This is a genomic window from Microbacterium sp. NPDC089320, assembly GCF_040684875.1.
GTDB lineage: Bacteria > Actinomycetota > Actinomycetes > Actinomycetales > Microbacteriaceae > Microbacterium.
The window spans coordinates 169,614-192,463 of sequence record NZ_JBFBGY010000005.1 but is presented as its reverse complement, the minus strand read 5'-3'; the positions used below and the strand labels follow the sequence as shown (position 1 = coordinate 192,463).

27 protein-coding genes are annotated in these 22,850 nt (G+C 68.4%); 18 read left to right on the top strand and 9 right to left on the bottom strand.

Annotation, left to right across the window (positions count from 1 at the left end):
* The first annotated feature begins 51 nt into the window (after positions 1-51).
* Positions 52-786, top strand: coding sequence for a GntR family transcriptional regulator (locus tag AB0N61_RS15010; protein WP_363365143.1), 735 nt, complete (start codon positions 52-54; stop codon positions 784-786).
* A 1-nt stretch (position 787) separates the two neighbouring features.
* Positions 788-1,489, top strand: coding sequence for a GntR family transcriptional regulator (locus AB0N61_RS15005; protein ID WP_363365142.1), 702 nt, complete (start codon positions 788-790; stop codon positions 1,487-1,489).
* On the opposite strand, the gene AB0N61_RS15000 is transcribed toward AB0N61_RS15005, so the two are convergent.
* The 3 genes from AB0N61_RS15000 to AB0N61_RS14990 form a co-directional block, all read right to left on the bottom strand.
* Complete coding sequence (locus AB0N61_RS15000; RefSeq protein WP_363365141.1) at positions 1,453-2,076, bottom strand: GNAT family protein; 624 nt, start codon at positions 2,074-2,076, stop codon at positions 1,453-1,455. The two genes, AB0N61_RS15005 and AB0N61_RS15000, sit on opposite strands and share 37 nt — an antisense overlap.
* Positions 2,077-2,255: 179 nt before the next feature.
* The gene (locus tag AB0N61_RS14995) at positions 2,256-4,343 is read right to left on the bottom strand and encodes an APC family permease (RefSeq protein WP_363365395.1); all 2,088 of its coding nucleotides are present in this window, start codon (positions 4,341-4,343) and stop codon (positions 2,256-2,258) included.
* Positions 4,344-4,434: 91 nt separating this feature from the next.
* Complete coding sequence (locus tag AB0N61_RS14990) at positions 4,435-4,794, bottom strand: nuclear transport factor 2 family protein (RefSeq protein ID WP_363365140.1); 360 nt, start codon at positions 4,792-4,794, stop codon at positions 4,435-4,437.
* Positions 4,795-4,902: 108 nt separating this feature from the next.
* Here AB0N61_RS14990 and AB0N61_RS14985 point away from each other — a divergent pair, with 108 nt between their 5' ends.
* The 5 genes from AB0N61_RS14985 to AB0N61_RS14965 all read left to right on the top strand — a co-directional run bounded on the left by AB0N61_RS14985 (position 4,903) and on the right by AB0N61_RS14965 (position 8,580).
* A complete protein-coding gene (locus AB0N61_RS14985) occupies positions 4,903-5,601 on the top strand; it encodes a GTP pyrophosphokinase family protein (protein WP_053098552.1) in 699 nt (232 codons plus the stop codon).
* Between the two features lie 48 nt (positions 5,602-5,649).
* The gene (locus tag AB0N61_RS14980; protein WP_363365139.1) at positions 5,650-5,919 is read left to right on the top strand and encodes a hypothetical protein; all 270 of its coding nucleotides are present in this window, start codon (positions 5,650-5,652) and stop codon (positions 5,917-5,919) included.
* Between the two features lie 84 nt (positions 5,920-6,003).
* A complete protein-coding gene (locus AB0N61_RS14975) occupies positions 6,004-7,614 on the top strand; it encodes a molybdopterin-dependent oxidoreductase (protein WP_363365138.1) in 1,611 nt (536 codons plus the stop codon).
* A gap of 40 nt (positions 7,615-7,654) precedes the next feature.
* The gene (locus AB0N61_RS14970; protein WP_167946898.1) at positions 7,655-8,143 is read left to right on the top strand and encodes a MogA/MoaB family molybdenum cofactor biosynthesis protein; all 489 of its coding nucleotides are present in this window, start codon (positions 7,655-7,657) and stop codon (positions 8,141-8,143) included.
* Positions 8,140-8,580: a molybdenum cofactor biosynthesis protein MoaE gene (locus AB0N61_RS14965; RefSeq protein WP_363365137.1), complete on the top strand. Its 441-nt coding sequence runs from the start codon at positions 8,140-8,142 to the stop codon at positions 8,578-8,580. The genes AB0N61_RS14970 and AB0N61_RS14965 overlap by 4 nt, the downstream gene beginning before the upstream one ends.
* Positions 8,581-8,602: 22 nt before the next feature.
* On the opposite strand, the gene AB0N61_RS14960 is transcribed toward AB0N61_RS14965, so the two are convergent.
* From AB0N61_RS14960 to AB0N61_RS14945, 4 genes are read right to left on the bottom strand one after another with little or no spacing between them, the layout of a single operon-like run.
* The gene (locus AB0N61_RS14960; protein ID WP_363365136.1) at positions 8,603-8,839 is read right to left on the bottom strand and encodes a MoaD/ThiS family protein; all 237 of its coding nucleotides are present in this window, start codon (positions 8,837-8,839) and stop codon (positions 8,603-8,605) included.
* A complete protein-coding gene (gene moaC, locus AB0N61_RS14955; protein WP_363365135.1) occupies positions 8,836-9,315 on the bottom strand; it encodes a cyclic pyranopterin monophosphate synthase MoaC in 480 nt (159 codons plus the stop codon). The genes AB0N61_RS14960 and moaC overlap by 4 nt, the downstream gene beginning before the upstream one ends.
* The gene (gene glp, locus AB0N61_RS14950; protein WP_363365134.1) at positions 9,312-10,559 is read right to left on the bottom strand and encodes a gephyrin-like molybdotransferase Glp; all 1,248 of its coding nucleotides are present in this window, start codon (positions 10,557-10,559) and stop codon (positions 9,312-9,314) included. The genes moaC and glp overlap by 4 nt, the downstream gene beginning before the upstream one ends.
* Positions 10,556-11,326 (bottom strand): HesA/MoeB/ThiF family protein, encoded by a 771-nt coding sequence (locus AB0N61_RS14945; protein ID WP_363365133.1) that lies wholly within the window; start codon positions 11,324-11,326, stop codon positions 10,556-10,558. Before AB0N61_RS14945 ends, glp begins: the two co-directional genes overlap by 4 nt.
* Before the next feature lie 152 nt (positions 11,327-11,478).
* On the opposite strand from AB0N61_RS14945, the gene AB0N61_RS14940 reads away from it, so the two are divergent.
* The 10 genes from AB0N61_RS14940 to AB0N61_RS14895 all read left to right on the top strand — a co-directional run bounded on the left by AB0N61_RS14940 (position 11,479) and on the right by AB0N61_RS14895 (position 19,077).
* A complete protein-coding gene (locus tag AB0N61_RS14940; protein WP_363365132.1) occupies positions 11,479-11,871 on the top strand; it encodes a TOBE domain-containing protein in 393 nt (130 codons plus the stop codon).
* Between the two features lie 3 nt (positions 11,872-11,874).
* On the top strand, positions 11,875-12,654 hold the full coding sequence (gene modA / locus AB0N61_RS14935; RefSeq protein WP_363365131.1) for a molybdate ABC transporter substrate-binding protein: 780 nt from the start codon (positions 11,875-11,877) through the stop codon (positions 12,652-12,654).
* Positions 12,651-13,439, top strand: coding sequence for a molybdate ABC transporter permease subunit (gene modB / locus AB0N61_RS14930; RefSeq protein ID WP_363365130.1), 789 nt, complete (start codon positions 12,651-12,653; stop codon positions 13,437-13,439). The genes modA and modB overlap by 4 nt, the downstream gene beginning before the upstream one ends.
* Positions 13,436-14,491 carry an ABC transporter ATP-binding protein gene (locus AB0N61_RS14925; protein ID WP_363365129.1) on the top strand — a complete coding sequence of 352 codons (1,056 nt, stop codon included), beginning with the start codon at positions 13,436-13,438 and terminating at the stop codon, positions 14,489-14,491. Before modB ends, AB0N61_RS14925 begins: the two co-directional genes overlap by 4 nt.
* Before the next feature lie 402 nt (positions 14,492-14,893).
* Entirely contained in the window at positions 14,894-15,634 is a 741-nt protein-coding gene (locus tag AB0N61_RS14920) for a hypothetical protein (protein WP_363365128.1), read from the top strand.
* Positions 15,631-16,011 (top strand): hypothetical protein, encoded by a 381-nt coding sequence (locus AB0N61_RS14915; protein ID WP_363365126.1) that lies wholly within the window; start codon positions 15,631-15,633, stop codon positions 16,009-16,011. Before AB0N61_RS14920 ends, AB0N61_RS14915 begins: the two co-directional genes overlap by 4 nt.
* A 107-nt stretch (positions 16,012-16,118) precedes the next feature.
* Positions 16,119-16,751, top strand: coding sequence for a hypothetical protein (locus tag AB0N61_RS14910; RefSeq protein WP_363365124.1), 633 nt, complete (start codon positions 16,119-16,121; stop codon positions 16,749-16,751).
* Between the two features lie 100 nt (positions 16,752-16,851).
* Entirely contained in the window at positions 16,852-17,937 is a 1,086-nt protein-coding gene (moaA, locus tag AB0N61_RS14905) for a GTP 3',8-cyclase MoaA (protein ID WP_363365122.1), read from the top strand.
* Between the two features lie 163 nt (positions 17,938-18,100).
* Complete coding sequence (locus AB0N61_RS14900) at positions 18,101-18,598, top strand: ArsR family transcriptional regulator (protein WP_363365120.1); 498 nt, start codon at positions 18,101-18,103, stop codon at positions 18,596-18,598.
* Positions 18,599-18,876: 278 nt separating this feature from the next.
* Entirely contained in the window at positions 18,877-19,077 is a 201-nt protein-coding gene (locus AB0N61_RS14895) for a hypothetical protein (protein WP_363365118.1), read from the top strand.
* A gap of 24 nt (positions 19,078-19,101) precedes the next feature.
* Here AB0N61_RS14895 and AB0N61_RS14890 read toward each other — a convergent pair whose 3' ends face one another.
* Positions 19,102-20,316, bottom strand: a complete 1,215-nt coding sequence (locus AB0N61_RS14890) for an amidohydrolase (RefSeq protein ID WP_167946876.1) — start codon at positions 20,314-20,316, stop codon at positions 19,102-19,104.
* Between the two features lie 10 nt (positions 20,317-20,326).
* Positions 20,327-20,974: a TetR/AcrR family transcriptional regulator gene (locus AB0N61_RS14885; protein WP_167946874.1), complete on the bottom strand. Its 648-nt coding sequence runs from the start codon at positions 20,972-20,974 to the stop codon at positions 20,327-20,329.
* Between the two features lie 165 nt (positions 20,975-21,139).
* Between AB0N61_RS14885 and AB0N61_RS14880 the strand changes: the two genes are divergently transcribed.
* A complete protein-coding gene (locus AB0N61_RS14880; protein ID WP_363365116.1) occupies positions 21,140-22,807 on the top strand; it encodes an ABC transporter substrate-binding protein in 1,668 nt (555 codons plus the stop codon).
* Positions 22,808-22,850: the final 43 nt, after the last annotated feature.

Sequence of the window (22,850 nt, the reverse complement as noted above, 5' to 3'; positions counted from 1 at the left end):
TCAGTGCCTGATGTATGGTGCAGCAGCACGACACCGGCATAGTGTGTGCCCGTGGGCGACAGCAGCGCATCTCTGCCGATCCGGCCGCGGCAGCTGATCCGCGACCAGGTCTTCGCGACGCTCGCCGAAGAGATCATCTCGGGACGCATGCAGCCGCTCGAAGAGATCCGCGACCAGGATCTGCAGGCCGAATACGGCGTCTCCCGCACGCCCATCCGCGAGGCTCTCAACCGCCTCGCCGACCTCGGACTCATCGAGGTCAGCACCAACAGGTTCACGCGCGTCGCGCCGGTCGACCTCGAGGCCCAGGCCGACCGCGTCGAGACCGCTGTCGCGATGATCGGATACTCCGCGATCAAAGCGGTGCCGACTTACACCGACGAACAGGTCGCCTCCCTGCACGCGCGAATCGACGGACTGCTCGCCGCCGATCTCGCAGGAACCTCGAGTCGCGAGGGGTTGAGCCTCTGGTACGCGTTGTGGGGCGAGTTCGTGCTCAACGCCCACAACCAGACGATGATCGACATCCTCGACGGGCAGCTGGTGCTGCACCTCACCAGGACCGTGCCCGCGCAACCGGTGGCCGACGAGCTGATCGACTACATGCGCACGGCTCTCAAGACGCTGCGGACGCTGCTCGACCGACGCAACGGCATGGGGGTGCGAGACCTCATCGAGCCACTTTTCCTGAGGTCGACGATCGAACCGCTGCGCGCGGCGGCGCTCGCGGCATCCGTCTCGGACTCCGGTGGGTCGACACCCGCCAGCCGACCACCCGAGGACTGACATGCCCGACCGGCGGATCGACAGGCTGAACTCCACGCGATTGCTGCGAGGGGCGGAACAGCCCCTCCCCGTCATCAGCTCCCGGTCGGATGCCGTCGTCGACTCGCTCACGCGATCGATCGTGTCGGGTGAACTGGCGCCCGGCGATCCCCTCTCGGTCACCGCCCTCGCGCAGCGGCTCAACGTCGCCGCCGGCACCGTGCGATCAGCTCTCGGAACGCTCGAAGCGATGCACCTGATCGAGCACCGGCTGCACCGGGCATCAGTGGTGGTGACACCGACCCCGGCGTGGTTCGTCGCGGTCGCGGCCGAGTGCTCCGGCCTGTCGGTCGCCGCCGCCGACCTCGGCATCGCGGAGGCGACCGAGGTGCAGATCGACGAGCTCGCCGAGCGGGCGGCGGCGATCCGTGAGCTCTGGGCGACCGATGACAGCGACCAGGTCGTGGGAGCGGAGGGTCTCTGGGAACTGCTCGACATGCTCGCCGAGTTCTCGCGCAACCGCCATCTGAGCGCTCTGCACGCGGCGAAGCGCACGGCGCTGATGCTCGGCATCCGCTCGCTCAGCCGGCCCCGCAACCCGGCGATGCTGCGCTCGGTGGTCGACGCACTGGTCGCCGCGGCGCGCGATCGCGACCGTCTGGAAGCGACGGATCTGGTGCGAGACCTCTACACGTTCGTGGTCGACGGCGTGACCGAGCCATGACCGGTTGATGCCCACTCCTCGGTGAGGATGCCGTAGTTCATGCCGTCGAGCCATTGGCCCGAGCGATGCAGAGCGGTCTTGCGGCTGAATTCCTCGCGGCGCATGCCGAGTCGCTCCATCAGGCGCCAGGAGGGCTCGTTATCGGCGAAGCATCCGGCGTGCACGCGGCGAAGCCCCCACGGGCCGAAGCAGACGTCGATCACCGCGCGGATGGCCTCGGTCGCATAGCCGCGCCCCGTGTGGGCGGGGTCGAGCACCCAGCCGAGCTCGGCCTCGACGCCCTTCGCCTGATCGGCGACCTCGAGCTGCGCCCACCCGTCGCCGAGCCTGATCATGATGTCGCCGACCGGGGTGGCCTCACCGCTCTCCGCGACCAGCTCGACGATGTGCATCGACCCGAGCCGCGCCGGGTCGCGGTACCGCTCGCGGAACTCCTCGATCGTGGCCGGTGCGAGTCCGAGCCACCGGTTCACCTCGGGCAGGCGACGCCACTTCCACATCGCGTCGACATCGACCTCGGTCATCGGCCGGATCAGCAGCCGCTCGGTGCGGAGCGGCCAGACGTCGGCGTGCGGCGAATCGGTCATCGACCCAGCCTATTGACGGGGGCCATAGGCCGGCATCCGTCTCCTCCCCGTTCCGGTCGCAGTTCGTGCCGCCGGAACGGACCTGGAGCGGCACCAACTGCGACCGGAACGCATCCGGAGCGGCACCAACTGCGACTGGAATCAGCGCGACGCGGGCCGAAGCGACGAAGCGACCGACGTCAGTTCTCGGGCGGGCCCTCGGGCCGGTGCGCGCGGCGGCCGCTCACGACGACAGGGCGACCTGCGCGCTCCTGGCCGGGCAACGGGCGCGAGCGCCGGCCGTAGATCAGCTCCGACGAGTCGAGCAGCCACGGCACGAGGGTGATCGACACCCCGTGCACGAGCATCAGCTGGTTGGCCAGGCGGCGCGAACGCCGGTTGTGCAGGAACGTCTCCCACCAGTGCCCCACGATGTACTGCGGCAGGTAGACCGTGACCACCGACGAGCCGTGCTTCTCGCGGTACTGCTTGATGAACTGCGTCACCGGCTGGGCGAACGAGCGGAACGGCGACTCGACGATCACCAGCGGAACGGGCACGAGGTGGTCTGCCCAGTCCTTCTGCAGCTGCGCGGCATCGTCGGATGCGACGGCCACGTGCACCGCCAGCGTCTTGCCGTGCTTGGCCGCGATCGCATAGTCGATGGCCTTGATGACCGGCTTCTGCAGGCGGTTGACGAGCACGATCGCCAGGTCGCCCGTCGCTCCGAACTTGGTCGTATCGTCGATCGCGATCTCATGCTCGACGTCGCGGTAATACCGCTTCACACCCATCATCAGGAACGCCAGCACCGGGATCGCGAAGAACACCAGGTAGGCGCCGTGCGTGAACTTCGTGATCGTCACGATCAGCAGCACCGCGACCGTCATCGCAGCGCCCACGGAGTTGATGACGAGTCCGATCTTCGCCGAGCGGCGGTCGGATGCCGAGGCGCCGTCGATGCCCGACCCGGGCGTCTTCTCCGCCGGTCCCCGGAGCACGCGTCGCCAGTGCCGCACCATGCCGATCTGCCCCAGCGAGAACGACACGAAGACGCCGATGATGTAGAGCTGGATCAGCGTGGTGAGCTTCGCCTGGAACACCACGAGCACCGCGATCGCGGCGATGCCGAGCACGATCATGCCGTTGGAGAACACCAGGCGGTCGCCGCGGGTGTTCAGCGACTTGGGTGCATACCCGTCGCGGGCGAGCACCGATCCCAGCAGCGGGAACCCGTTGAAGGCGGTGTTGGCCGCGAGCAGCAGCACGCAGGCGGTCGCCGCCTGGATGATGAAGAACAGGATGCTGCCCCCGCCGAACGTCGCCGAGGCGATCTGCGCCATGAGGCTCGGCTGCGGGTTCGAGCAGTCGAAGCCGATCAGGTCGCACGGGTTCTCGGCGTAGTGCACTCCGGTGATCAGGGCCAGAGCGGTGAGCCCGGCGAACAGGCACGCGGCGATGGACCCCATCAGCACCAGCGTGGTCTGTGCGTTGCGGACCTTCGGGGTGCGGAACGCGGGCACGCCGTTCGAGACGGCCTCGACGCCCGTGAGGGCCGAGCATCCGCTCGAGAACGCCCGCAGGATGAGGAGGATGACCGCGGCCTGGCCCAGGTCTTCGGAGTGCACGGCGAACTCGGCGCTCGAGGCGACCGGCGCGTCGCCGAGGAACGTGCGGAAGAGTCCGGTGACGATCATGAAGCCGACCGAACCGATGAAGACGTAGGTCGGGATGGCGAAGACGAGCGAGGCCTCGCGCACGCCGCGCAGGTTCACGATGATGATGAGGATCACGAACCCCACCGCCAGCTCGACCCGCAGCGGATCGAGGCCCGGCACGGCCGAGATGATGTTGTCGACGCCCGATGCCACCGACACGGCGACCGTCAGCACATAGTCGACCAGCAGCGCTGAGGCAACGATGACGCCGGGGATCTCGCCGAGGTTCTTCGACGCGACCTCGTAGTCGCCGCCGCCCGAGGGGTAGGCCTTGATGAGCTGTCGGTAGCTGAGCACCACCACGATGAGCAGCACCACGACGGCGATCGCGACGAGAGGCGTGAACGAGAGGAAGGTGAGCCCGCCGATCAGCAGGATCATCACGAGCTCCTGCGGCGCGTAGGCCACCGAGCTGAGTGCGTCCGACGCGAAGATCGGCAGTGCCATCTTCTTCGGGAGCAGCTGATCGTCGACCTGCGCACTCGTCAGCGGGTCGCCGATGAGGATGCGCTTCACGCGAGGAGGAGCGTCGAGGTTGTCCCGGGTTTCATCTGACACGTCGGGCGACATTACGCCCGCGAACGGCTTCCTCACGCGTTCCTCACGGAATCCCTACGGGTGCTCGGTCCTCCCTAACGGAATCCTCACGCTGCCCACGCGGTCACTCGGAATGGGGGCGCGGCATGTACCACTCGGTGAACGCGGTCGCCCGGCCCTCGGCATCCAGTCGGACGATCCAGAGGTTCACGTAGTCGCGCTCGGCCGGGTACTTGGTGCGTCCCTCGATCGCCACGAACTCGTCGTCTTCACGGACGATCCACCACTCGAACGTCCACGTGCCCGGTTCGTCGAGATCCTCCAGCCAGCCGGCGACTATGTCTGCCCGACCGACCCGCGGCTCGGCGTCGGGACTCGTGAGGTAGATCGCGTCTTCACTGAAGAGCGCGGCGATCTGCTGCGGATCGTTCGATCGCCATGCCTCGACGTACGCCTCTGTCCACTTCTCGCCTGGGGTAGCCATGTCGTCCGTTCTAGACCCGGCCTCCGACATCGTCAAGACCGCACCGGGTGGAGATTCTCATCGGCGATGCACAGCCTGCGCCGATCACGAACGCGTAACGTCGGATGCATGACGTCCCTTCAGCTCACCGATGATGCGATCCAGCAGACTCGGGAGCTCCGCGATGAGTTCCAGCGCTTCCTGCGCGAGTACGAATTCGGGATGCGAGAGGTCGAGACGAAGATCTCGATCCTTCGCGACGAGTTCACCCACCACCACGCGTACAACCCGATCGAGCACGTCAAGAGCCGGCTGAAGACCCCCGACAGCATCGTCGAGAAGATCGCCCGCAAGGGCATCGTCGAGCCGGACTTCGAGCGCATCCGCTCCGAGATCACCGATATCGCCGGCGTGCGCGTGACCTGCAGCTTCGTCGCCGACGTGTACCGCCTGTTCGACCTGCTCACGGCACAGGACGACGTGACCGTGCGCACCGTCAAGGACTACATCGCCACTCCGAAGGAGAACGGCTACAAGAGCCTGCACGCGATCATCGAGGTGCCGGTGTTCCTGTCGACCGGGGCGCTCGCGGTGCCCGTCGAGGTGCAGTTCCGGACGATCGCGATGGACTTCTGGGCCAGCCTCGAGCACAAGATCTACTACAAGTTCTCGAACCAGGTGCCCTCGCACCTCGTCGACAGCCTGACCGATGCGGCCGAGGCCGCCGCCGAGCTCGACAGCCGCATGGAGCGTCTGCACCGCGAGGCCCACGGGGTGCCGCAGCGCCAGCTCGCTCCGCCGCCCCCGCCGCACGTCGTGCAGGTCTGACGCGGCGACGATGTTGCGCGCGCCACTCGCCCCTGGGAACATCGGCAGGTGGTGAAAACGCAGCAGCCCCCGGTCGCCGACCTCGAACGGACCCTCGTAGAGGTTCCGGGCCTCGACCGCGGACGCCAGCTCTGCGAGTGCGACCACGGCGACGACGAGGCCTATGCCGCCTGCGGACGCAAGGCCAAGTGGCGGGTCTCGGTCGACTGCGTCTGCGGCGAGAACCACCCGCGTCGCGTCGAGATCCTGTGCTCGCGATGCCTGCGCACCCTGCGCCAGCTGCAGGACCGCGACACGATCACCGCGCGCCGCCTCTGACGCACCCTCGCCCGCGACCATCCGTTCGCGCCTCCGCTCCGAACAACCGCTGACCACACCGTCGGCGGTGCGAAGGAGCAGACCATGGCACAGCGCAGCAAAGCCCCACAGCGCAGCAAGGGCAGACGATTCATCCTCTGGGCAGCGCTCTCGGGCGTGATCAGCGGTGCCGTCTTCCTGGCGACCGCGGAGCTGTTCGCGCTGATCTTCGCGCGCTCAGCGAGCCCCATCCTCGCGGTCGGCGGGTTCGTGATCGACATCGTGCCGCAGCCGTTCAAGGAGTTCGCGATCGCGACCTTCGGCGAGTACGACAAGATCGCTCTGCTGGTCGGCCTCGGTCTCGCGGTGGTGATCGCGTCGGCGATCGCCGGAATCCTTCAGCTGCTCCGCCCCCCGCTCGGCGTGATCGCCCTCGTGGTCGCAGGCGCGCTCTCCACCGCGGCGATCGTGACCAGGGCGGGAGTCACGCCCCTCGCCTTCCTGCCCCCGGTGCTCGGCACCATCGCAGGGTCGATCCTGATCGTCCTGCTGATCCGGCGCCTGAAGGCGTGGAGGGCATCCGCGGTTTCCGCGGGGACGACCGACGGCGAGACAGTGGGCCAGGATGCCGAGCAGACCCCGAAGGCCCTGGGTCGTCGACAGTTCTTCATCCTCGCGGGGATCGCGAGCGTCTCGGCGGTCGTCGTCGGCATCGCGTCGCGCACGGTCAGCATGACGGTCGCCTCCGTCGCGAACATCCGCGAGGCGCTCAAGCTGCCGTCTCCGAAGTCGACCGTCGAGGTGCCGAAGGGCGCCGAGCTCGACATCCCGGGCTTGAGCAAGCTGTTCACCCCCAATGAGGACTTCTACCGCGTCGACACCGCGCTGACCGTGCCCACTATCGACCCCAGCACCTGGCGTCTCGTGATCGACGGCATGGTCGATCAGCGTGTCGAGATGAGCTTCCAGGACATCCTCGACATGGGGCTCGACGAGTACGCGATCACCCTGACCTGCGTGTCGAACGAGGTCGGCGGCGACCTGGTCGGCAACGCGAAGTGGCTCGGTGTTCCCCTGCGCGATGTGCTCAAGAAGGCGGGCGTGAAGTCCGGCGCCGACATGGTGCTGTCGAAGAGCGTCGACGGATACACCGCGAGCACGCCGCTGTCGGCGCTGACCGACGACAACCTCGATGCGATCCTCGCGGTCGGCATGAACGGCGAGCCGCTGCCGCTCGAGCACGGCTTCCCGGTGCGCATGGTCGTGCCGGGTCTCTACGGCTACGTCTCGGCGACGAAGTGGCTGACCGAGCTGAAGGTGACCACGTTCGAGAAGGACGAGGCCTACTGGACGCCCCGCGGCTACAGCGCCGAGGCGCCGATCAAGTTCGCCTCGCGCGTCGACACCCCCAAGGTCGGCCAGGCGGTCGATGCTGGTCGCATTCCGATCGCAGGCGTCGCGTGGGCGCAGACCGTGGGCATCGAGCGCGTCGAGGTGCGCATCGACGAGGGCGACTGGATGCCGGCCACGCTGTCGGCCCCGATCAACGAGAACACGTGGGTGCAGTGGTTCATGGAGTGGGATGCCACCCCGGGCACGCACTATGTGGCCGTGCGGGCGATCAACAAGAACGGCGACATGCAGATCGAGGAGCGGGCGCCGATCGCGCCGAACGGCTCGTCGGGGTGGCAGCGGTCGCTCATTCGCGTCTCGTGAGGCCCGCTCGTCGAGTTCGGCCAGCGCCTAGGGTGGAGCCATGACGTCGCTCCCCGCCTGCGTGATCACTGTCTCGGATCGATCCTTCGCGGGTGAACGCGAAGACAGAGGCGGGCCGATCGCCGTCGCGCTGCTGCGGGATGCCGGGTGGCATTGCCCAGATGCCGAGGTCATCGCCGACGGTGCCACGTCCGTCGCCGACGCGCTGCGCCGGGCGGTCGCGCGCGGCGTGCGGTTGATCGTGACGACCGGGGGGACCGGCGTGAGCCCGCGCGACGAGACGCCGGAGGGAACGCGTCGGGTGATCACCCGAGAGGTTCCCGGCATCGCCGAGGAGCTGCGGCGCAGCGGTCTCGCCGACACTCCGCTGTCGGTGCTCTCTCGCGGCGTGGCCGGCATCGTCGACCCCGCCGGATCGCTCGTGGTGAACCTTCCGGGGTCTCCGCGAGCCGTGGCATCCGGGGTGCCCGTCGTCCTCACCGTCGCCCGACACGTGGTCGACCAGGTCGAGGGCGGTGACCACTCATGAACGAGGTGCGGATCGCCGCGATCTCGGAGCAGCAGCTCGACGTCGACGCGCATCTCGCGGCGGTCGATGACGCCGCCCTGGGCGGGGTGACGACCTTCATCGGGCGCGTGCGCGACAACGACCCCGACGCGACCACCCCGGTGGTCGGACTCGAATACAGCTCTCACCCCGACGCTGAGGCGACCCTGCGACGCATCGCCGAGGAGGCGGCTGCGGATGCGGTGGGCGACGCCCGAGTGGTGGTGGCCGTGAGCCACCGCATCGGCCGCCTCGACGTCGGGGACGCGGCCGTGGTCATCGCGGTGGCCGCCGAGCACCGCGCCGAGGCCTTCGACGTGTGCCGCGCGGTCATCGAAGACATCAAGACCTCGCTGCCCGTGTGGAAGCGTCAGGTCGAGTCCGACGGCACCACGTCATGGAAGGGCATAGGCGGCTGAATCGCCGGGCCCAGGTGTCGGCTCAGCCCCCGGCGAACGGCGGGAGCACGTCGATCAGCTGGGCGTCGTCGAGCGGCACATCGTCGTCGCTGCGGACGCCGTCGACCATGACGGCGCACCGCGGAAGGATGTCGGCGAGGGCCGGGTGTTCGACGATCACGGCCGCGCGCAGCTGCTCGAGCGAGCGTTCGCCGCGGTCCTCGGAATCGGTGCCGGCAGCCTCTGCGGCGGCTGCGAAGTAACGCACTCGCGTGGTCATCGCGACTCTCCCTCGCGCACCCAGTCGCCTGAGCGCCCGCCCGACTTGGCGACGATGCGCACGTCTTCGATGACGACCGAGCGATCGAGGCCCTTGATCATGTCGACGATCGCGAGCGCGCTCACCGAGACGGCCGTCAGCGCTTCCATCTCGACGCCCGTGCGGTCGGCTGTGCCGACGGTGGCCTCGACGTGCACGCCGTCGTCGACGATGTCGAGCTCGACCGACGCGCGGTGCACGCCGATCACGTGGGCGAGGGGCAGTAGAGCGGGTGTCGACTTGGCGGCCTGGATGCCGGCGATGCGGGCGACCGCGAGCACGTCGCCCTTGGGAGCGGTGCCGTCGCGCAGGGCGGCGATGACCTCGGCGCTGCAGCGCACGAAGCCGCGTGCCGTGGCGGAACGGACGGTCGGCTGCTTGCCGGTCACATCGACCATGTGGGCATGGCCGGCCGAATCGAGGTGCGTGAAGCTCATCCGACCAGCATGACATCGATCGCGTCGCCCACGGCGACGGCCTCGACCTCTGCCGGCACGACGGCGAACGCGTGGGCGCGCGCGAGTCCACCGGCCAGGTGCGAGCCCGAGCCGCCCGACGTCGCCGGGCGCACCGTTCTGTTCGCGAGATCGACGACGGCGGGCAGGTACTGGCGACGGCCGGGCGGGGTTGTCCACGCGGCATCCGCGGTGAATGATGCGCGCGGACGGTGGATCGCGGAGCGACCCTGCAGCGCCAGCAGCGCGGGGCGCACGAACACCTCGAACGACACCGCCACGCTCACGGGGTTGCCGGGCAGGCCGAACACGAGGGTGCCGGTGTCGAGCACGCCGAAGGCCTGCGGCTTGCCCGGCTGCATCGCGACACTCGCGAACTCGACCTCGCCACGACCGTCGAACGCGCCACGCACCGGCTCGTACGCACCCGCGCTCACCCCGCCGGTGAACACGATCACGTCGGCGCCGCGCTCGACCGCGGTCGCCGTCACGGCGCGCACGGCCTCGGCGTCATCCCTGACGCGGGCGACGAGCACGACCTCGGCGTCGGCATCCGCGACGAGGAGCTCGAGCAGCGGACCGTTGGAATCGGGGATGCGGCCGCGCGTCGCGGGCTCACCGGGCTCGAGCAGCTCGCTGCCGGTGGAGATGACGGCCACCCGGGGCGCGCGGGTCACCGACACGCTCTCGACTCCGGCGGCGACAGCGGCGGACAGCTGGAACGCTCCTAGACGCTCCCCGGCGAGCCCCACCGGGTCACCGGCGTGCAGGTCGGCACCGCGACGGCGGATGAACGCTCCGGCAGACGCCGGTGCGCGCAGCACCCGCACCTCGCCGAGCGAGTCGGCGAGACCGCCCGCGGTGTCTTCGAACGGCACGATCGCATCCGCCGCAGCCGGGGCCGGAGAGCCGGTCATGATCCGTGCCGCCTCGCCGGGGGCGAGTGCCGGGTCGTCCGACACTCCGGCGGGCAGGTCCGCCACGACACGGAGCACGACAGGGTTCTCCTCGGATGCCGAGGCGACGTCCGCCGCGCGCACGGCGAAGCCGTCCATCGCGGAGTTGTCGAACAGGGGGATGTCGTGGGCTGCCGTCGCCGGCGCGGCCAGGGTGCGCTGCGCCGCATCTCGGATCGCCCGAGTCTCCGCTGGCAGTGGGCGCACGGCATCGAGCACGCGCGCGAGCTGATCCTCGACCGATCGGCGACCGCCGCCCGCGGCGCTCATGCCGACACCGCCGGACGGATCGAGATCTCGTGCTGTCTCGACGTGAGGGAGTCGATCATCGCGAGCCGGCCGAGCAGCGGCTCGCCCGCGCCGGTGATGAGTTTCACGACCTCGCCCGCCAGCATCCCGCCCACCTGCACGCACAGGGCGCCGAGAACGCCGACCTGCGCGCAGCTGGGCGGCTCGCCCTCGGTGCCCAGCGGGAAGAGATCGGCGAGCACGACGGGCGCGTGACCCTCGGGCGGATTCGACCAGAACACGGTGGCCTGCGCGTGCCACTCCTGCACGGCACCCCACACGAGAGGGATGCCGAGCGCGTCGGTCGCGGCGGCGACGTCGCGGCGGGTCGCGAAGGAGTCGCTCGTGTCGACCACGATGTCGGCTCCGGCGAACAGACGCTCGGCGTTCTCGGCGTCGAGTCGCTCGGATGCCGTCACCACCTCTGCTCCCGGCGACAGCGCGCTGATCGCGCGGGCGGCCGAGGTGGTCTTGGGGCGGCCGATGTCTTCGACGCGGTGGGCCAACTGGCGCTGCAGGTTGGTCAGTTCGACAATGTCGTCGTCGATCACGGTGATGCTCCCGATTCCTGCCGCGGCGAGGGCAAGGAGCACGGGGGAGCCGAGGCCGCCCGCGCCGACCACGGTGACGTGGGCCGCCGCCAGCCGGCGCTGCCCGTCCTCTCCGATGCCCGCGAGCACGGCGTGCCGGGCGGTGCGGACGAGTTCGGCCGGGTCGAGGGCGGGCGCGGGAGCGACGAGCGGCTGCATGGCACCAGGCTATGCCCGGGGTGAGCGAATGCGGCCGGTCGGGGGTGATTGTGTCGTACGTGAGGGCCGGCGGATGCCGCAATCGCGGGTTTCTTTCCGCACATGCGGATTTTTTCTCTGTGTGTGTCCGCTTCTGCGGTAACTTGGCAGTCATGCAGAGCTTCCGGATCGCCCGCGCGGCACAGCTGCTCGGAGTGAGCGACGACACGGTGCGGCGCTGGATCGATCAGGGCGTGCTGCCGACGACCGACGCCGTCCCCGCCGAGGTGCCCGGAGACGCACTCGCCGCACGCGCGGTGGAGCTGGCGGAAGAGGCGCACGAGTCGGATCATGCGCTCTCGAGTGCCCGCAACCGCTTCGTCGGCATCGTCACGCGCGTGCAGATCGACGGCGTCATGGCGCAGGTGGACCTGCAGTCCGGACCCCACCGCGTCGTGTCACTCATGTCGGCCGAGGCCGCCCGCGAACTGCACCTCGAGGTGGGCTCGCTCGCCACCGCATCCGTCAAGGCGACGAACGTCGTCGTCGAAGTGCCGAAAGACTGACTCATGAATCGCACTCTCCGTCGCACGGTGACGGCAGCCCTGGTCACCGCAGCGCTCGCCCTCACGGGGTGCGCCGCCGGCACCCCGGCCCCCGCCGACTCCGGTGGCACGCCAGAGAGCACCGTGAGCGGTGAGCTCACGGTCTACGCGGCCGCGTCGCTCTCGGGCGCATTCGACGAGATCGGCGCGGCGTTCACAGAGGCGAATCCCGACGTCGACGTCAGCGCCGTGTACGACGGATCGTCGACTCTGGTCACCCAGCTGGTCGAGGGCGCTCCCGCCGACGTGTTCGCCTCGGCCGACGAGGCCAACATGGACAAACTCGAGGACGCCGCGATCGACCCGGCGCTGTTCGCGTCCAACACACTCGTGATCGCCGTTCCCGCAGGCAACCCCGCGGGCGTCGAGACCCTCGATGACCTCGCCGACGTCACCACGGTGCTGTGCGCTCCCGAGGTGCCGTGCGGTGCCGCATCCGCGACGCTGCTCTCGAATGCCAGTGTCACGGTCGAGGCGGCGAGCCTCGAGCAGAACGTCACTGCCGTGCTCACCAAGGTCGCGGCGGGCGAGGCCGACGCCGGACTCGTGTACGCGACGGACGTCGTCGGCCGCGACGATGTCGAGGCGATCGTCCCCGACGGTGCCGATGACGTCGTGAACCACTACCCGATCGCGGCGCTGTCGGAGGCTCCGAACTCCGCGGCCGCCGAGGCGTTCGTCGCGTTCGTGCTGTCGGACGAGGGGCAGCGCATCCTGGCGGACTTCGGGTTCGGAGCACCGTGAGTGCGGCCGGAGCGCGAGGATACGCGCCGCGTGCGCTGGCGATCCCGGCTCTGATCGGTCTCGCCTTCCTCGTCCTTCCGCTCGCTGCTCTGGTGGCCCGTGTCGAGTGGTCGACGTTCATCGCCGACGTGACGTCGGAGGCCGCGCGCTCGGCGCTGCTGCTCTCGCTCGGCACCGGCCTCGTCGCGACCCTTCTGTGCATCGTGATCGGCGTGCCTCTCGCACTGACGATCGCTCGTTCCGGTCCGCGCCTGGCGGCCGTGCTGCGAGCGGCGGTCACGGTTCCCCTGGTGCTGCCGCCCATGGTCGGCGGCGTCGCACTCCTCTACCTGTTCGGCAGGGCGGGGTGGTTCGGCGCGCTGGGGCTCTCGTTCAGCACCCCGGCCGTCATCCTCGCTCAGACGTTCGTGGCGCTGCCGTTCCTGGTGCTGGCGGTCGAGGGTGCCGTGCGCACGTCGGGTGTCGAGTACGAGCGCACGGCGGCTGCCCTGGGGGCGGGGCGCTGGACGATCCTGCGCCGCATCACCCTGCCGCTCGCGGCGCCGGGGATCGTCGCCGGGGTCGTGCTCTGCTTCGCACGGGCGATCGGCGAGTTCGGGGCCACCGCGCTGTTCGCGGGCAACCGTCCGGGCGTCACGCAGACCATGCCGCTCGCGATCTACACCGCCTTCAACGGGGCCGGCGTCACTCAGGGTGCCGCGGTCGCGCTCGCGCTGCTGCTGCTCGTCACCGCGATCCTCGTGCTGCTGCTCGTACGGGGCTGGCGACCGGGGTCGGCGCGATGAGCGCGGGGGATGGGCTGCGCGCGCATGTGGTCGTGCCGCGCGAGCACTTCGCGGTCGATGTCTCGCTGCAGGTGGGCGCGGGTGAGACGGTCGCGGTGATGGGACCCAGCGGCGCCGGCAAGTCGACGCTGCTGCAGACACTCGCGGGACTCGAACCGCTGCGCGCGGGTGAGATCGCCGTCGAGGGCCGAGTCGTCGATCGGGTCGCGAGGCCCCGGGTGCGCTCCGAGCCGATGCATCGCGGCGTCGTGCTGCTCGGGCAGAAGCCCCGGCTGTTCCCCCATCTCTCGGCGCGCGAGAACGTGGCCTTCGGGCCGCGGTCGGTCGGTGCCGAGATTCGTGCCGCGCGTTCCGGCGCCGACGAATGGCTGGCACGGGTCGGGCTTCCCGGCTCGGGAGAGCGGATGCCGCACGAGCTGTCGGGCGGTGAGCAGCAGCGCGTCGCCGTGGCTCGCGCCCTCGCCGCATCCCCTCGCGTCGTGCTGCTCGACGAACCGCTCGTCGCCCTCGACCCCGAGACGGCCGGCGACATCAGGCGGATGCTGCGCGACCAGCTCGTCTCGACGACGACCGTCGCCGTCACGCACGACGCCGCGGATGCCGTCGCGCTCGCCGACCGGCTGATCGTGGTGGAGGGCGGTCGCGTCACCCAGGAGGGGCCGGTGCGGGAAGTGCTCGCCGCCCCTGCATCCGGTTTCATCGCCTCGGTCGCCGGGCTGAACCGGCTGGTGGGCGTCGCGAGCGGGGGAGGGTGGCGCAGCGGCGAGGTGCTGCTGACCAGTGACGATCCGGCCTCGCGTGCGCTCGCGACGACCGACGGTGTCGCGCTCGCCGCCGTGTTCCGGCCGGGCGACGTGCGGCTCGCCGAGGAGGGTGCGGAGTCGTGGCCGGCGGTGGTGACGCGCATCGAGCCCACCCTCGTCGGCGCGCGCGTGCACACCGATGCGGGCGCGGTCGACCTGTCGCTGGCTGCGGCAGGAGGGCTGGCGGTCGGCGATCGGATCCGGCTGCGGGTCCACCCGACGCTGGTGCGGTTCGTCGCGATGCTCTGAGTTCCAGCCGCGCGCTGAAAGGCGCTCCGCTCGACTGTCCGATTCTTCGTTTCGGAAAAGGGGAACCGAAGCCCGACGCACCTGCTGAGTCTCGTGCTCGAGCACCGAAATCTCTGCCAGCAGCGCTACATACCGGCATACATCGTCGGGTGGTTCGCCTCCATTGAGGGACTGTGCTGATGTGTTCAGTGGCGCGCGAGCCGATGAGGCTGGCTCGCGAGATTCCTGTCCCCCAAATGGCCTACAGACGATCTCGCGGTGGGTGTGGAGGATGAAGGCTCGTTGCCGTCAATGTGTCATTCGGGCGTGGTCAATAAGACCAGAACTCGTCTCCGAACGGCAGCGTTGGGACCTTGGGAGGGTCTTGCACCAGCGTCGGTGCGAGGAAAGGAGATGGTGACGATGTCAGACATTTCGAGAGAGGCGACAGTGGGGGACACCATTGCAGCCCGCGGACTCGTCCGGCACGACGAATACGACTCGTGGTTGATTCCGGTGATCTCGCTGTCCCCTGAGAACCGCATTCCTGTGGACGATTCCAGGATTCGTTTGGAAGCATCTTCAAGTCTAGATCGCTTCACCGACGGCTACGCCGAGGTGCGAGGAGTCTGGACCAGCGAGAGGGCTGTCGCGGTCAGCGACATCGTTCCGATAGCTGAGGATGCCGCAGTCCTCGCGCCTCCACCATCGTTGGGTACGCAGGCTCTCCTCCATCTGCCCTCTGCTGCGGCCAGCCGGGCTGGGATCGATCTCTCCCTCGCTCTGTCGGTCGCTGGAGAGCTGGTCGAGAAAGAAGCAGCATTGCATTTCGTCGTGGTGGACGACGCCGAACATTTCGCAGTCGTTGTCGCGGCCACTGATGTCGATCGCGTCGTGTCTGAGCTGGGGCCGCTTCTGGGCCTTCACCTAGTCGTTGTCCACTCGCAGAACACCCCGGCCTTGCTCCGACGCGCAGACGAAATTCTCGCCAATGAGGAGCGGGACAACAACCTCCTCCTGGCAGGAGAGGCGATGAGCCCGAATGGTGACTACCGCGTCGTCGGCATCGTCAAACTCTGGACATCGGCGCTGAGTACCGCGCCTGCAAGCGCGCTCGAGGTGCGGGCGTGGATCCACCCATATGAATCAAAGGAGATCGCATGAACAAGAAAATGGCAGCGCTTGCGGTGCCAGCAGCCGCAGTGCTGGGAATCGCGCTGCTGGGAAGTCCCAGCTATGCCGACACCGGTGGCGGTACCTCTCCCTCCGAAGCGGTTATCGTCGCGGCCGTCGGAAACACGGACTACGTGTCGTCCATCCAGCCGATGACCCCGTACCCGTGGGGATACTACGCGACGAAGGCGAAGTGCCAAGCGGCCGGCAAAGCGCACATTGCCAACAATCCGGGTGCGTTCTACGGGTACTACTGCGTGATGGGGACGGGTGCGAACCGAGACAAGTGGCAGCTCTACATGGACGAGAAGGATTGCCTCGATCGAGTTGCACCCACTCTGAACCGTGAGCGTCTGGCCGCCGTGTGACGAATCACCAACAAGCGACGCGCCGGTGCACCATCGGCGCGTCGCTTGCCATCGTGCTGTGCACCGCGTCGGCGGGGTGCAGCGCTCCCGATCAGCAGATCGTCCCCGTGACGGTCAACGGAACAGAGTTCACGACGACGTGGAGAGATGTTGCCGAGGGCACCGACCTTCTGGGGGTCGCGGTGTTGTTCAGCGAGGGGATCGGCCCGAGCGATGAGACCGTGAAAGAAGCGCTCCACCGTTCCTCTCTGGCAACAGTCACGGTGAGCGCGAACGACGCTGTTGAACCTGCCGACGTACAGGGAGTGCTCACCGAGATCGAGAGGAAAGCCGTCGATCGGCCTGTGTGCGTCATCGGGGTCGGCGACGCGGGGACTCCGATCTGGAGCGCCCTCTCAAACCGGGATGCTTCGATAATCGCAGCGGTTCTTGTCGCAGCACCACTCCCGAGCTCTGCGGTCGACTACGCGTCATTCAACCGAGTCTCCGTCCGTGGCATCTATGCCCAGGACAGTGACGCATACGACGACGATTTTCAGATCAACCATGAGAGCATGCAGGCGGTCGACACTCCTCACGACTTTCTGGTCTTCGGAGGGGACAGCGGTGATCGATTCTTCGACCCCAGCTCTTCTGACTTTCATGGCCCCACAGTGACAGCAGCGGCAGACGGCATCGCCGACTGGTGCGAGGCGAGAATCACACTGGGACGAGTCGAAACCGCTGATCACCAGCACTGAAGGTCTGGGACCTGGCAATATGCCGGTCGTCCTTCACGCATGATCCTCGGCATCGAGCACGCGGGTAGTCTCGGAACATGTCGGGGAGCGGGAGAGAGCGATGACGGCCGTACCGGTCGTGATCGGGATGCGGGCGCCGAGCGCCGCAGCCCTCGATGCCGCCGCGCCCGCATCGCAGGGACTGGTCGACACCCACGGCCGCGTGCATCGCGATCTGCGCATCTCGCTGACTGACCGCTGCTCGCTGCGCTGCACGTACTGCATGCCCGAGCAGGGCAACGAATGGCTCGCCCGCACCAGCATCCTGTCGACCGACGAGATCGTCGAGGTCGCCCAGGTCGCCGCCTCGCTCGGCATCCGCACCTTCCGCCTCACGGGTGGTGAGCCGCTGCTGCGCGCCGACATCGTCGACGTCGTGCGCCGGGTCGCGGCCATCGAAGGCGACGACGGCCCCGTCGAGGTCGCCATGACGACCAACGGCATCACGCTCGCAAAGCACCTGCCCGACCTGATCGACGCCGGCCTCACGCGCCTGAACATCAGCATCGACACGGTCGACCGTCAGCGCTTCGCCGACCTGACGCGACGGGATCGCATCGACGACGTGTTCGAGGGCATCGCCGCAGCGGCGGCATCCCCGCTGCGCCCGCTCAAGCTCAACACGGTCGCGATGCGCGGCGTGAACGACGACGAACTGCCCGAGCTCGTCGCGTTCGCCATGAGTGTCGGCGCACAGCTGCGCTTCATCGAGCAGATGCCCCTCGACGCCGGACACACGTGGGACCGTGCCTCGATGGTCACCCGTGAGGAGATCCTCGAGAAGCTCGGCGCGCGGTGGGAGCTCGAGCCTGTTCCCGGCCGCGGTGGTGCCCCGGCCGAGAAATGGCGTATCGACGGCGGCCCGCACGAGGTCGGCGTGATCGCCTCGGTCACCGCCCCCTTCTGCGGAGCATGCGACCGGCTGCGGCTGACCGCCGACGGTCAGCTGCGCAACTGCCTGTTCTCGAACGCCGAGTACGACCTGATCGACTCTCTGCGGGGGGATGCGGCATCCGACCCGGCGCAGCGTGCCGCCGCGATCGGAGCCATGCTGCGCTCGTGCGTGCACGGCAAGCTGCCGGGACACGCGATCAACGACCCCTCGTTCCTGCAGCCCGCCCGCGGCATGAACGCGATCGGCGGCTGAGTAGAGTTCCGACGCGGTGAACCCGCACTTATGTTTTCACAAAATGTTTGTTTTTATACAAAATATGAAAGCATCAGTGCCGGTGATCTCGCCTCTGCTGCGATCTGATCTTCAAGGCCGCCTTCTCGCGCTCCTTCTACTGGCGCCCGATCACGAGCGCACTGTGACGGAGATCGCGGCCGACGTCGAGGGATCGATGCCCACGGTGCACCGTGAGATCGAAAGGCTCGTCACGGCGGAGTTCCTGACCCAGCGCAGGTCGGGTCGGAACCGCTACATCCGAGCGAACCGCGAGCATCCGCTCTATCGCCCCGTTCGAGAGATCATCGAGTATGCCTATGGCCCCCGCGTGGTGCTTCCGGAGGTCCTCGCCGATGTCGGTGGGGTCGAGGATGCTTACGTCTATGGTTCTTGGGCTGCGCGCATGAGTGGAGAGGCTGGTGCCGACCCCCGCGACATCGACGTTCTGGTCGTGGGCAGTCCCGATCGAGTCGAGATCCAAGAAGCAGCATCGGCAGCACAGGCGCGGCTCGGTCGAGAGGTCAACATGCGGGTGGTCAGCGCCGAGCGTTGGCAGAACGCAGACGAGCCGTTCCTCCGCACGGTCAGGGATCGACCGCTCGTGAGGCTGCGGGTCGAGAGTGAGTCGGAGGCTCCGTGAGTCGATTACTGAGGTGGGAGACGGGTCGACTTCGCCATCGATGCTCTTCTGGAGAAGCAGCACCTCGAGCAGGTCGCGGCGAATGTCGAGCACGCCGAACTGCTCATCGAGCGTTCCCGGAGGCATGTCGCGTCAGCGGCGACGCTTCGAGACGATGATCCCGACCAGGCTTTCACGTCGGCATACGACGCTGCACCAAGTCGCTCACCGCGTGCCTCGCCGTGCAGGGGCTCAGGCCGACGTCCCGTGGTGGGCACGTGGCGGTCTACGAGGCTGCCATGGCACAGTTCGACCCGCCGCTGGGGGCGAAGATCAAGCCGTTCGACTGGATGCGGCGAATGAGGAACGACAGTGAGTATCCAGATTTCGATACCCCGGAGATCACAGCCGATGACGTCGACGCGGCTGTCGCTGCTGCCAGCCTGATGATCGATCTCGCCGCACGGCTCGTGGATACGCTTCCGCCATACCGACGTTGACCGCCCGCCTCGGGAGGCTGAGCGTCAGCCGAGGAACTCCCGCGCGGCGGCCGACAGCGCGGTGACGCCGACCTCGATGGTCGGGTGGATCACCGGAGCGAAGAACGGCGAGTGGTTCGTCGGGATGTCCTTGTCGAGAGTGCCCGCGGCCGCGGATGCGGCGAAGGTCGCCGCATCGACGCCGCCCCAGAACCAGAACACCAGCGGTGCCCCGGTGTCGCGGGCGAACCACGAGACGTCCTCACTGCCGGTGAACATGCCGGGGTCGACGACGGCCGCCTCCCCGAGCGCGCGCTGCAGGGCGGACGTGACGCGGGCGGTCGCCTCGACGTCGTTGATGGTCGGCGGCAGGGTGTGGTCGGTGCTGATCTCGGGTTCGCGGTCCGCTCCGGATGCCGCAGCCTCGGCGCGCACGATGCGCTCGACGCTCGCGAGCACCCTGTCGCGCATCTCGTCGTTCGGGTAGCGCAGGCTCAGCTCGAGCGTCGCCTCGGCCGGGATGATGTTGTTCTTGAGTCCGGCGTGGATCGAGCCGACCGTCACGACGGCGACGTCGCGCGGATCGACCTCGCGCGACGTGATCGTCTGCAGGCGCATGACGGTCGCCGCCGCCATGACCACGGGATCGATCGTCGAGTGGGGGCGCGAGCCGTGCCCACCCCGGCCGTGCATCACCACGGTGAGGCCGTCGGATGCCGCCATCTGCGTGCCAGGGCGCACGCCGATCGTGCCGGCGGGCAGGGGGGTGACGTGCTGGCCGAGCACGACATCGGGGTGGGGAACGAGGTCGCGGAGCCCGGCGTCGAGCATGGCCCGAGACCCGGCGCCGTACTCCTCGGCGGGCTGGATCAGCACGACGAGGGTTCCCGTCCAGTCGGCCTTCTCGGCGACGAGCTTCTCGACCGCGCCGATCATCGCGGTCACGTGCATGTCGTGCCCGCACGCGTGCATGACGGGCACGGTGGTGCCGGACGGGTCGATGCCGGTCGCGGTGCTCGCATAGGCCAGGCCGGTCTGCTCTCCGACGGGCAGCGCATCCATGTCGGCGCGCGCCCACACGACCGGGCCGTCGCCGTTGCGCAGGATGCCGACCACGCCCGTCACGCCGATGCCCTCGTGCACCTCGAGTCCGAGATCGCGCAGGTGACCGGCGGCGATGCCGGCGGTGCGCGTCTCCTGGAACGAGAGCTCGGGATGCTGGTGCAGGTCGGTGTAGAGCGCTTCGAGGTCGATCGTCATGGCCCCGAGCCTAGTCGTGGCGATACGACTCCAGTGCCGGTCCGGGGTGCAGCACGCCGTTCACGATCGAGCGGATCGCGAACTCGCTCGCCTCGCCCAGGTCGAACACGTCGCGGTGCAGCAGCCACTGCAGCTGCAGGCCGTCCATCACTGCGAGGATGCTCGCGGCTGCGGCGGTGATCGTCGAGGGCTCGGTCACGCCCTCCTGCTCGCACAGGGCCTGGAACGCCTCCGTCACCTCGCGCCGCAGCGTCGTGTACCGCTCTTCGAAGTACTCGCGGCCCGGGTGGTTGTCGGTCACGGACTCTGAGGAGAGCACCGTGTAGGCCTGCACGATCCCCGGGCGCCGTTCGTTCGCGATCGCGGTGCGCACGAGGTGCAGGAAGAGCTCGGGTCCGCCGGGGATGTGCTTCTCGGCGAGCTCGGCCACGTCGGCCTGGTCGCGGTAGGCGAGCACCTCGAGCAGCAGCTTCTGCTTCGACCCGAAGTGGTGCAGGACGCCGGCGTGCGTGATGCCGACCTGCTCAGCGACATCGGCGAGCGTGCCGTTGGTGGACCCTTTGTTGCCGAAGATCTCCACCGCCGCCTTGAGGATCTGCTCGCGCTTCTCGCGGGTGGCAGGCCGGACGGACGTGTGGGCGACAGCATCCTTCGACATGGTCCATCCTCTTCTGCACCGAATCCTGCACTGGATCGTACTTGCCAACTCTACTTACCAACGAGTAACCTCGCACCAGCTTACTTTCTCGCCAGTAAGCAAATGAGTCGGATGCCCGCGCACCGACCGCCACACAGCACAACGACCCGTGCCCAAGGAGAAGCAATGAAGCTCAGAAAGTCCCTGATCGCCGTCGCGGCGATCTCCGCCCTCGGCGTCTCGGCCCTCGCAGGCTGCGCAGCCGGCGGATCGAACGACGGTGATGCAGGATCCGGCGGCGCTGCACTGACGATCGCCAAGCCCGACGGCGCCATCACCACCGAGTCGAACAACCCCTACGTCGGCGACTCGTCGGCGTCGAAGTACGGCTACGGCAAGGTCATCTTCGAGACCCTCGGCCTCGTCAACCAGACCGGCGACCGCGAGGTCACCCCCTGGCTCGCCGAGAGCATCGAGTGGAACGACGACTACACCGCGCTCACGGTCGTGCCCCGCAAGGACGTCACCTGGAGCGACGGCGAGCCCTTCACCGCCGACGACATCGTGTTCACCTACGAGCTCGTCTCGACCCCAGAGCTCGACACCGCCGGCCTGAAGTTCGAGGGAGCGACCGTCGAGGGCGACGCCGTCACCCTGACCTTCGGCGAGTCGAAGTACGTGAACCAGGCGCGCGTGCTGCACGTGCCGATCGTGCCGAAGCATATCTGGGAGAAGTTCGACTCACCCGCGACCGACCCCGTGAAGGGCGACGACCTCGTCGGCACCGGCCCCTACGCGCTGTCGAACTGGTCGACCGAGTCGGTCACGCTCGAGGCCCGCGACGACTACTGGGGCGGCGACCTCGCCGTTCCCGAGCTGCACTACGTGTCGTACGGCGACAACACCGCACTGACCACGGCGCTCGCGCAGGGCGAGGCCGACTGGGCGCAGGCGTTCATTCCGCAGATCCAGGAGCAGTTCCTCGACGCCGACCCCGAGCACAACAAGTACTTCGTGGCTCCGACCACGGGCTCTGCGACGCTGTTCATGAACCTGCAGCAGAAGCCGTTCGACGACGTGACGTTCCGTCAGGCGCTCGCCTGGGTCATCGACCGCGACGCCTACGTCGACATCGCGCGCGAGGGTGCGAGCGAGCCGGTCTGGTCGGTGACCGGACTCTCGTCGATCCTCGAAGACGAGATCCAGCCCGAGTTCCAGGGCGAGGAGTACTCGGTCGACGCCGAGAAGGCGCGCGACCTGCTCGAGAGCGCCGGATACACGTGGAAGGACGACGCGCTGATCGACCCCGACGGCACGCCCGTCTCATTCACGCTCTCGGTTCCCTCGGGCTGGAGCGACTGGAACACCGCGCAGGAGCTCATCGCCGAGGATGTCTCCGAGGCCATCGGCGCCGAGGTCAAGATCGACATGCCCGACTGGGGCGGCTGGGCAGGACCCCGCGACGACGGCTCGTTCTCGGCCATCATCCACTGGCTCGAAGACAGCGGCACGGCCTACGGCCTGTACACGTCGACGATGGACCCGCGCTGGATCTCGCCCGAGGGCATCGCCGGGTTCAACTTCGGACGCTTCGAGGACCCCACTGCGACCGAGGCGCTGAACACCTACGCGAACGCGTCGTCCGATGACGAGCGCACCGCCGCGATCACCACGCTCGAGCAGATCTTCGTCGAGCAGGTCCCGGCGATCCCGCTCGGCGCGCACCCGCTGCTCGGCGAGTACAACACCCGTAACTACGTCGGGTGGCCGTCCGAGGACGACCCGTACGCCTCGGGCGACCCGACGCAGCAGAACATCGTGCAGATCCTCACGAAGCTGAAGCCGGCCGAGTAAGCAGTCCCGGAGGGGCGGGTGCAGGCCGCATCCGCCCCTCCCA

Bases quoted from the DNA above. Each gene is read 5' to 3' on its own strand.
- AB0N61_RS14965 (WP_363365137.1), top strand. From the start codon at position 8,140: ATGAACGAGGTGCGGATCGCCGCGATCTCGGAGCAGCAGCTCGACGTC.
- AB0N61_RS15005 (WP_363365142.1), top strand. From the start codon at position 788: ATGCCCGACCGGCGGATCGACAGGCTGAACTCCACGCGATTGCTGCGA.
- AB0N61_RS14880 (WP_363365116.1), top strand. From the start codon at position 21,140: ATGAAGCTCAGAAAGTCCCTGATCGCCGTCGCGGCGATCTCCGCCCTC.
- AB0N61_RS14920 (WP_363365128.1), top strand. From the start codon at position 14,894: ATGTCAGACATTTCGAGAGAGGCGACAGTGGGGGACACCATTGCAGCC.
- AB0N61_RS14915 (WP_363365126.1), top strand. From the start codon at position 15,631: ATGAACAAGAAAATGGCAGCGCTTGCGGTGCCAGCAGCCGCAGTGCTG.
- AB0N61_RS14985 (WP_053098552.1), top strand. From the start codon at position 4,903: ATGACGTCCCTTCAGCTCACCGATGATGCGATCCAGCAGACTCGGGAG.
- AB0N61_RS14940 (WP_363365132.1), top strand. From the start codon at position 11,479: ATGCAGAGCTTCCGGATCGCCCGCGCGGCACAGCTGCTCGGAGTGAGC.
- glp (WP_363365134.1), bottom strand. From the start codon at position 10,559: ATGAGCGCCGCGGGCGGCGGTCGCCGATCGGTCGAGGATCAGCTCGCG.
- AB0N61_RS15000 (WP_363365141.1), bottom strand. From the start codon at position 2,076: ATGACCGATTCGCCGCACGCCGACGTCTGGCCGCTCCGCACCGAGCGG.
- AB0N61_RS14925 (WP_363365129.1), top strand. From the start codon at position 13,436: ATGAGCGCGGGGGATGGGCTGCGCGCGCATGTGGTCGTGCCGCGCGAG.
- AB0N61_RS14970 (WP_167946898.1), top strand. From the start codon at position 7,655: ATGACGTCGCTCCCCGCCTGCGTGATCACTGTCTCGGATCGATCCTTC.
- modA (WP_363365131.1), top strand. From the start codon at position 11,875: ATGAATCGCACTCTCCGTCGCACGGTGACGGCAGCCCTGGTCACCGCA.
- AB0N61_RS14895 (WP_363365118.1), top strand. From the start codon at position 18,877: ATGGCACAGTTCGACCCGCCGCTGGGGGCGAAGATCAAGCCGTTCGAC.
- AB0N61_RS14945 (WP_363365133.1), bottom strand. From the start codon at position 11,326: ATGCAGCCGCTCGTCGCTCCCGCGCCCGCCCTCGACCCGGCCGAACTC.
- moaA (WP_363365122.1), top strand. From the start codon at position 16,852: ATGACGGCCGTACCGGTCGTGATCGGGATGCGGGCGCCGAGCGCCGCA.
- AB0N61_RS14885 (WP_167946874.1), bottom strand. From the start codon at position 20,974: ATGTCGAAGGATGCTGTCGCCCACACGTCCGTCCGGCCTGCCACCCGC.
- AB0N61_RS14890 (WP_167946876.1), bottom strand. From the start codon at position 20,316: ATGACGATCGACCTCGAAGCGCTCTACACCGACCTGCACCAGCATCCC.
- AB0N61_RS14960 (WP_363365136.1), bottom strand. From the start codon at position 8,839: ATGACCACGCGAGTGCGTTACTTCGCAGCCGCCGCAGAGGCTGCCGGC.
- AB0N61_RS14995 (WP_363365395.1), bottom strand. From the start codon at position 4,343: ATGTCGCCCGACGTGTCAGATGAAACCCGGGACAACCTCGACGCTCCT.
- AB0N61_RS14975 (WP_363365138.1), top strand. From the start codon at position 6,004: ATGGCACAGCGCAGCAAAGCCCCACAGCGCAGCAAGGGCAGACGATTC.
- AB0N61_RS14990 (WP_363365140.1), bottom strand. From the start codon at position 4,794: ATGGCTACCCCAGGCGAGAAGTGGACAGAGGCGTACGTCGAGGCATGG.
- moaC (WP_363365135.1), bottom strand. From the start codon at position 9,315: ATGAGCTTCACGCACCTCGATTCGGCCGGCCATGCCCACATGGTCGAT.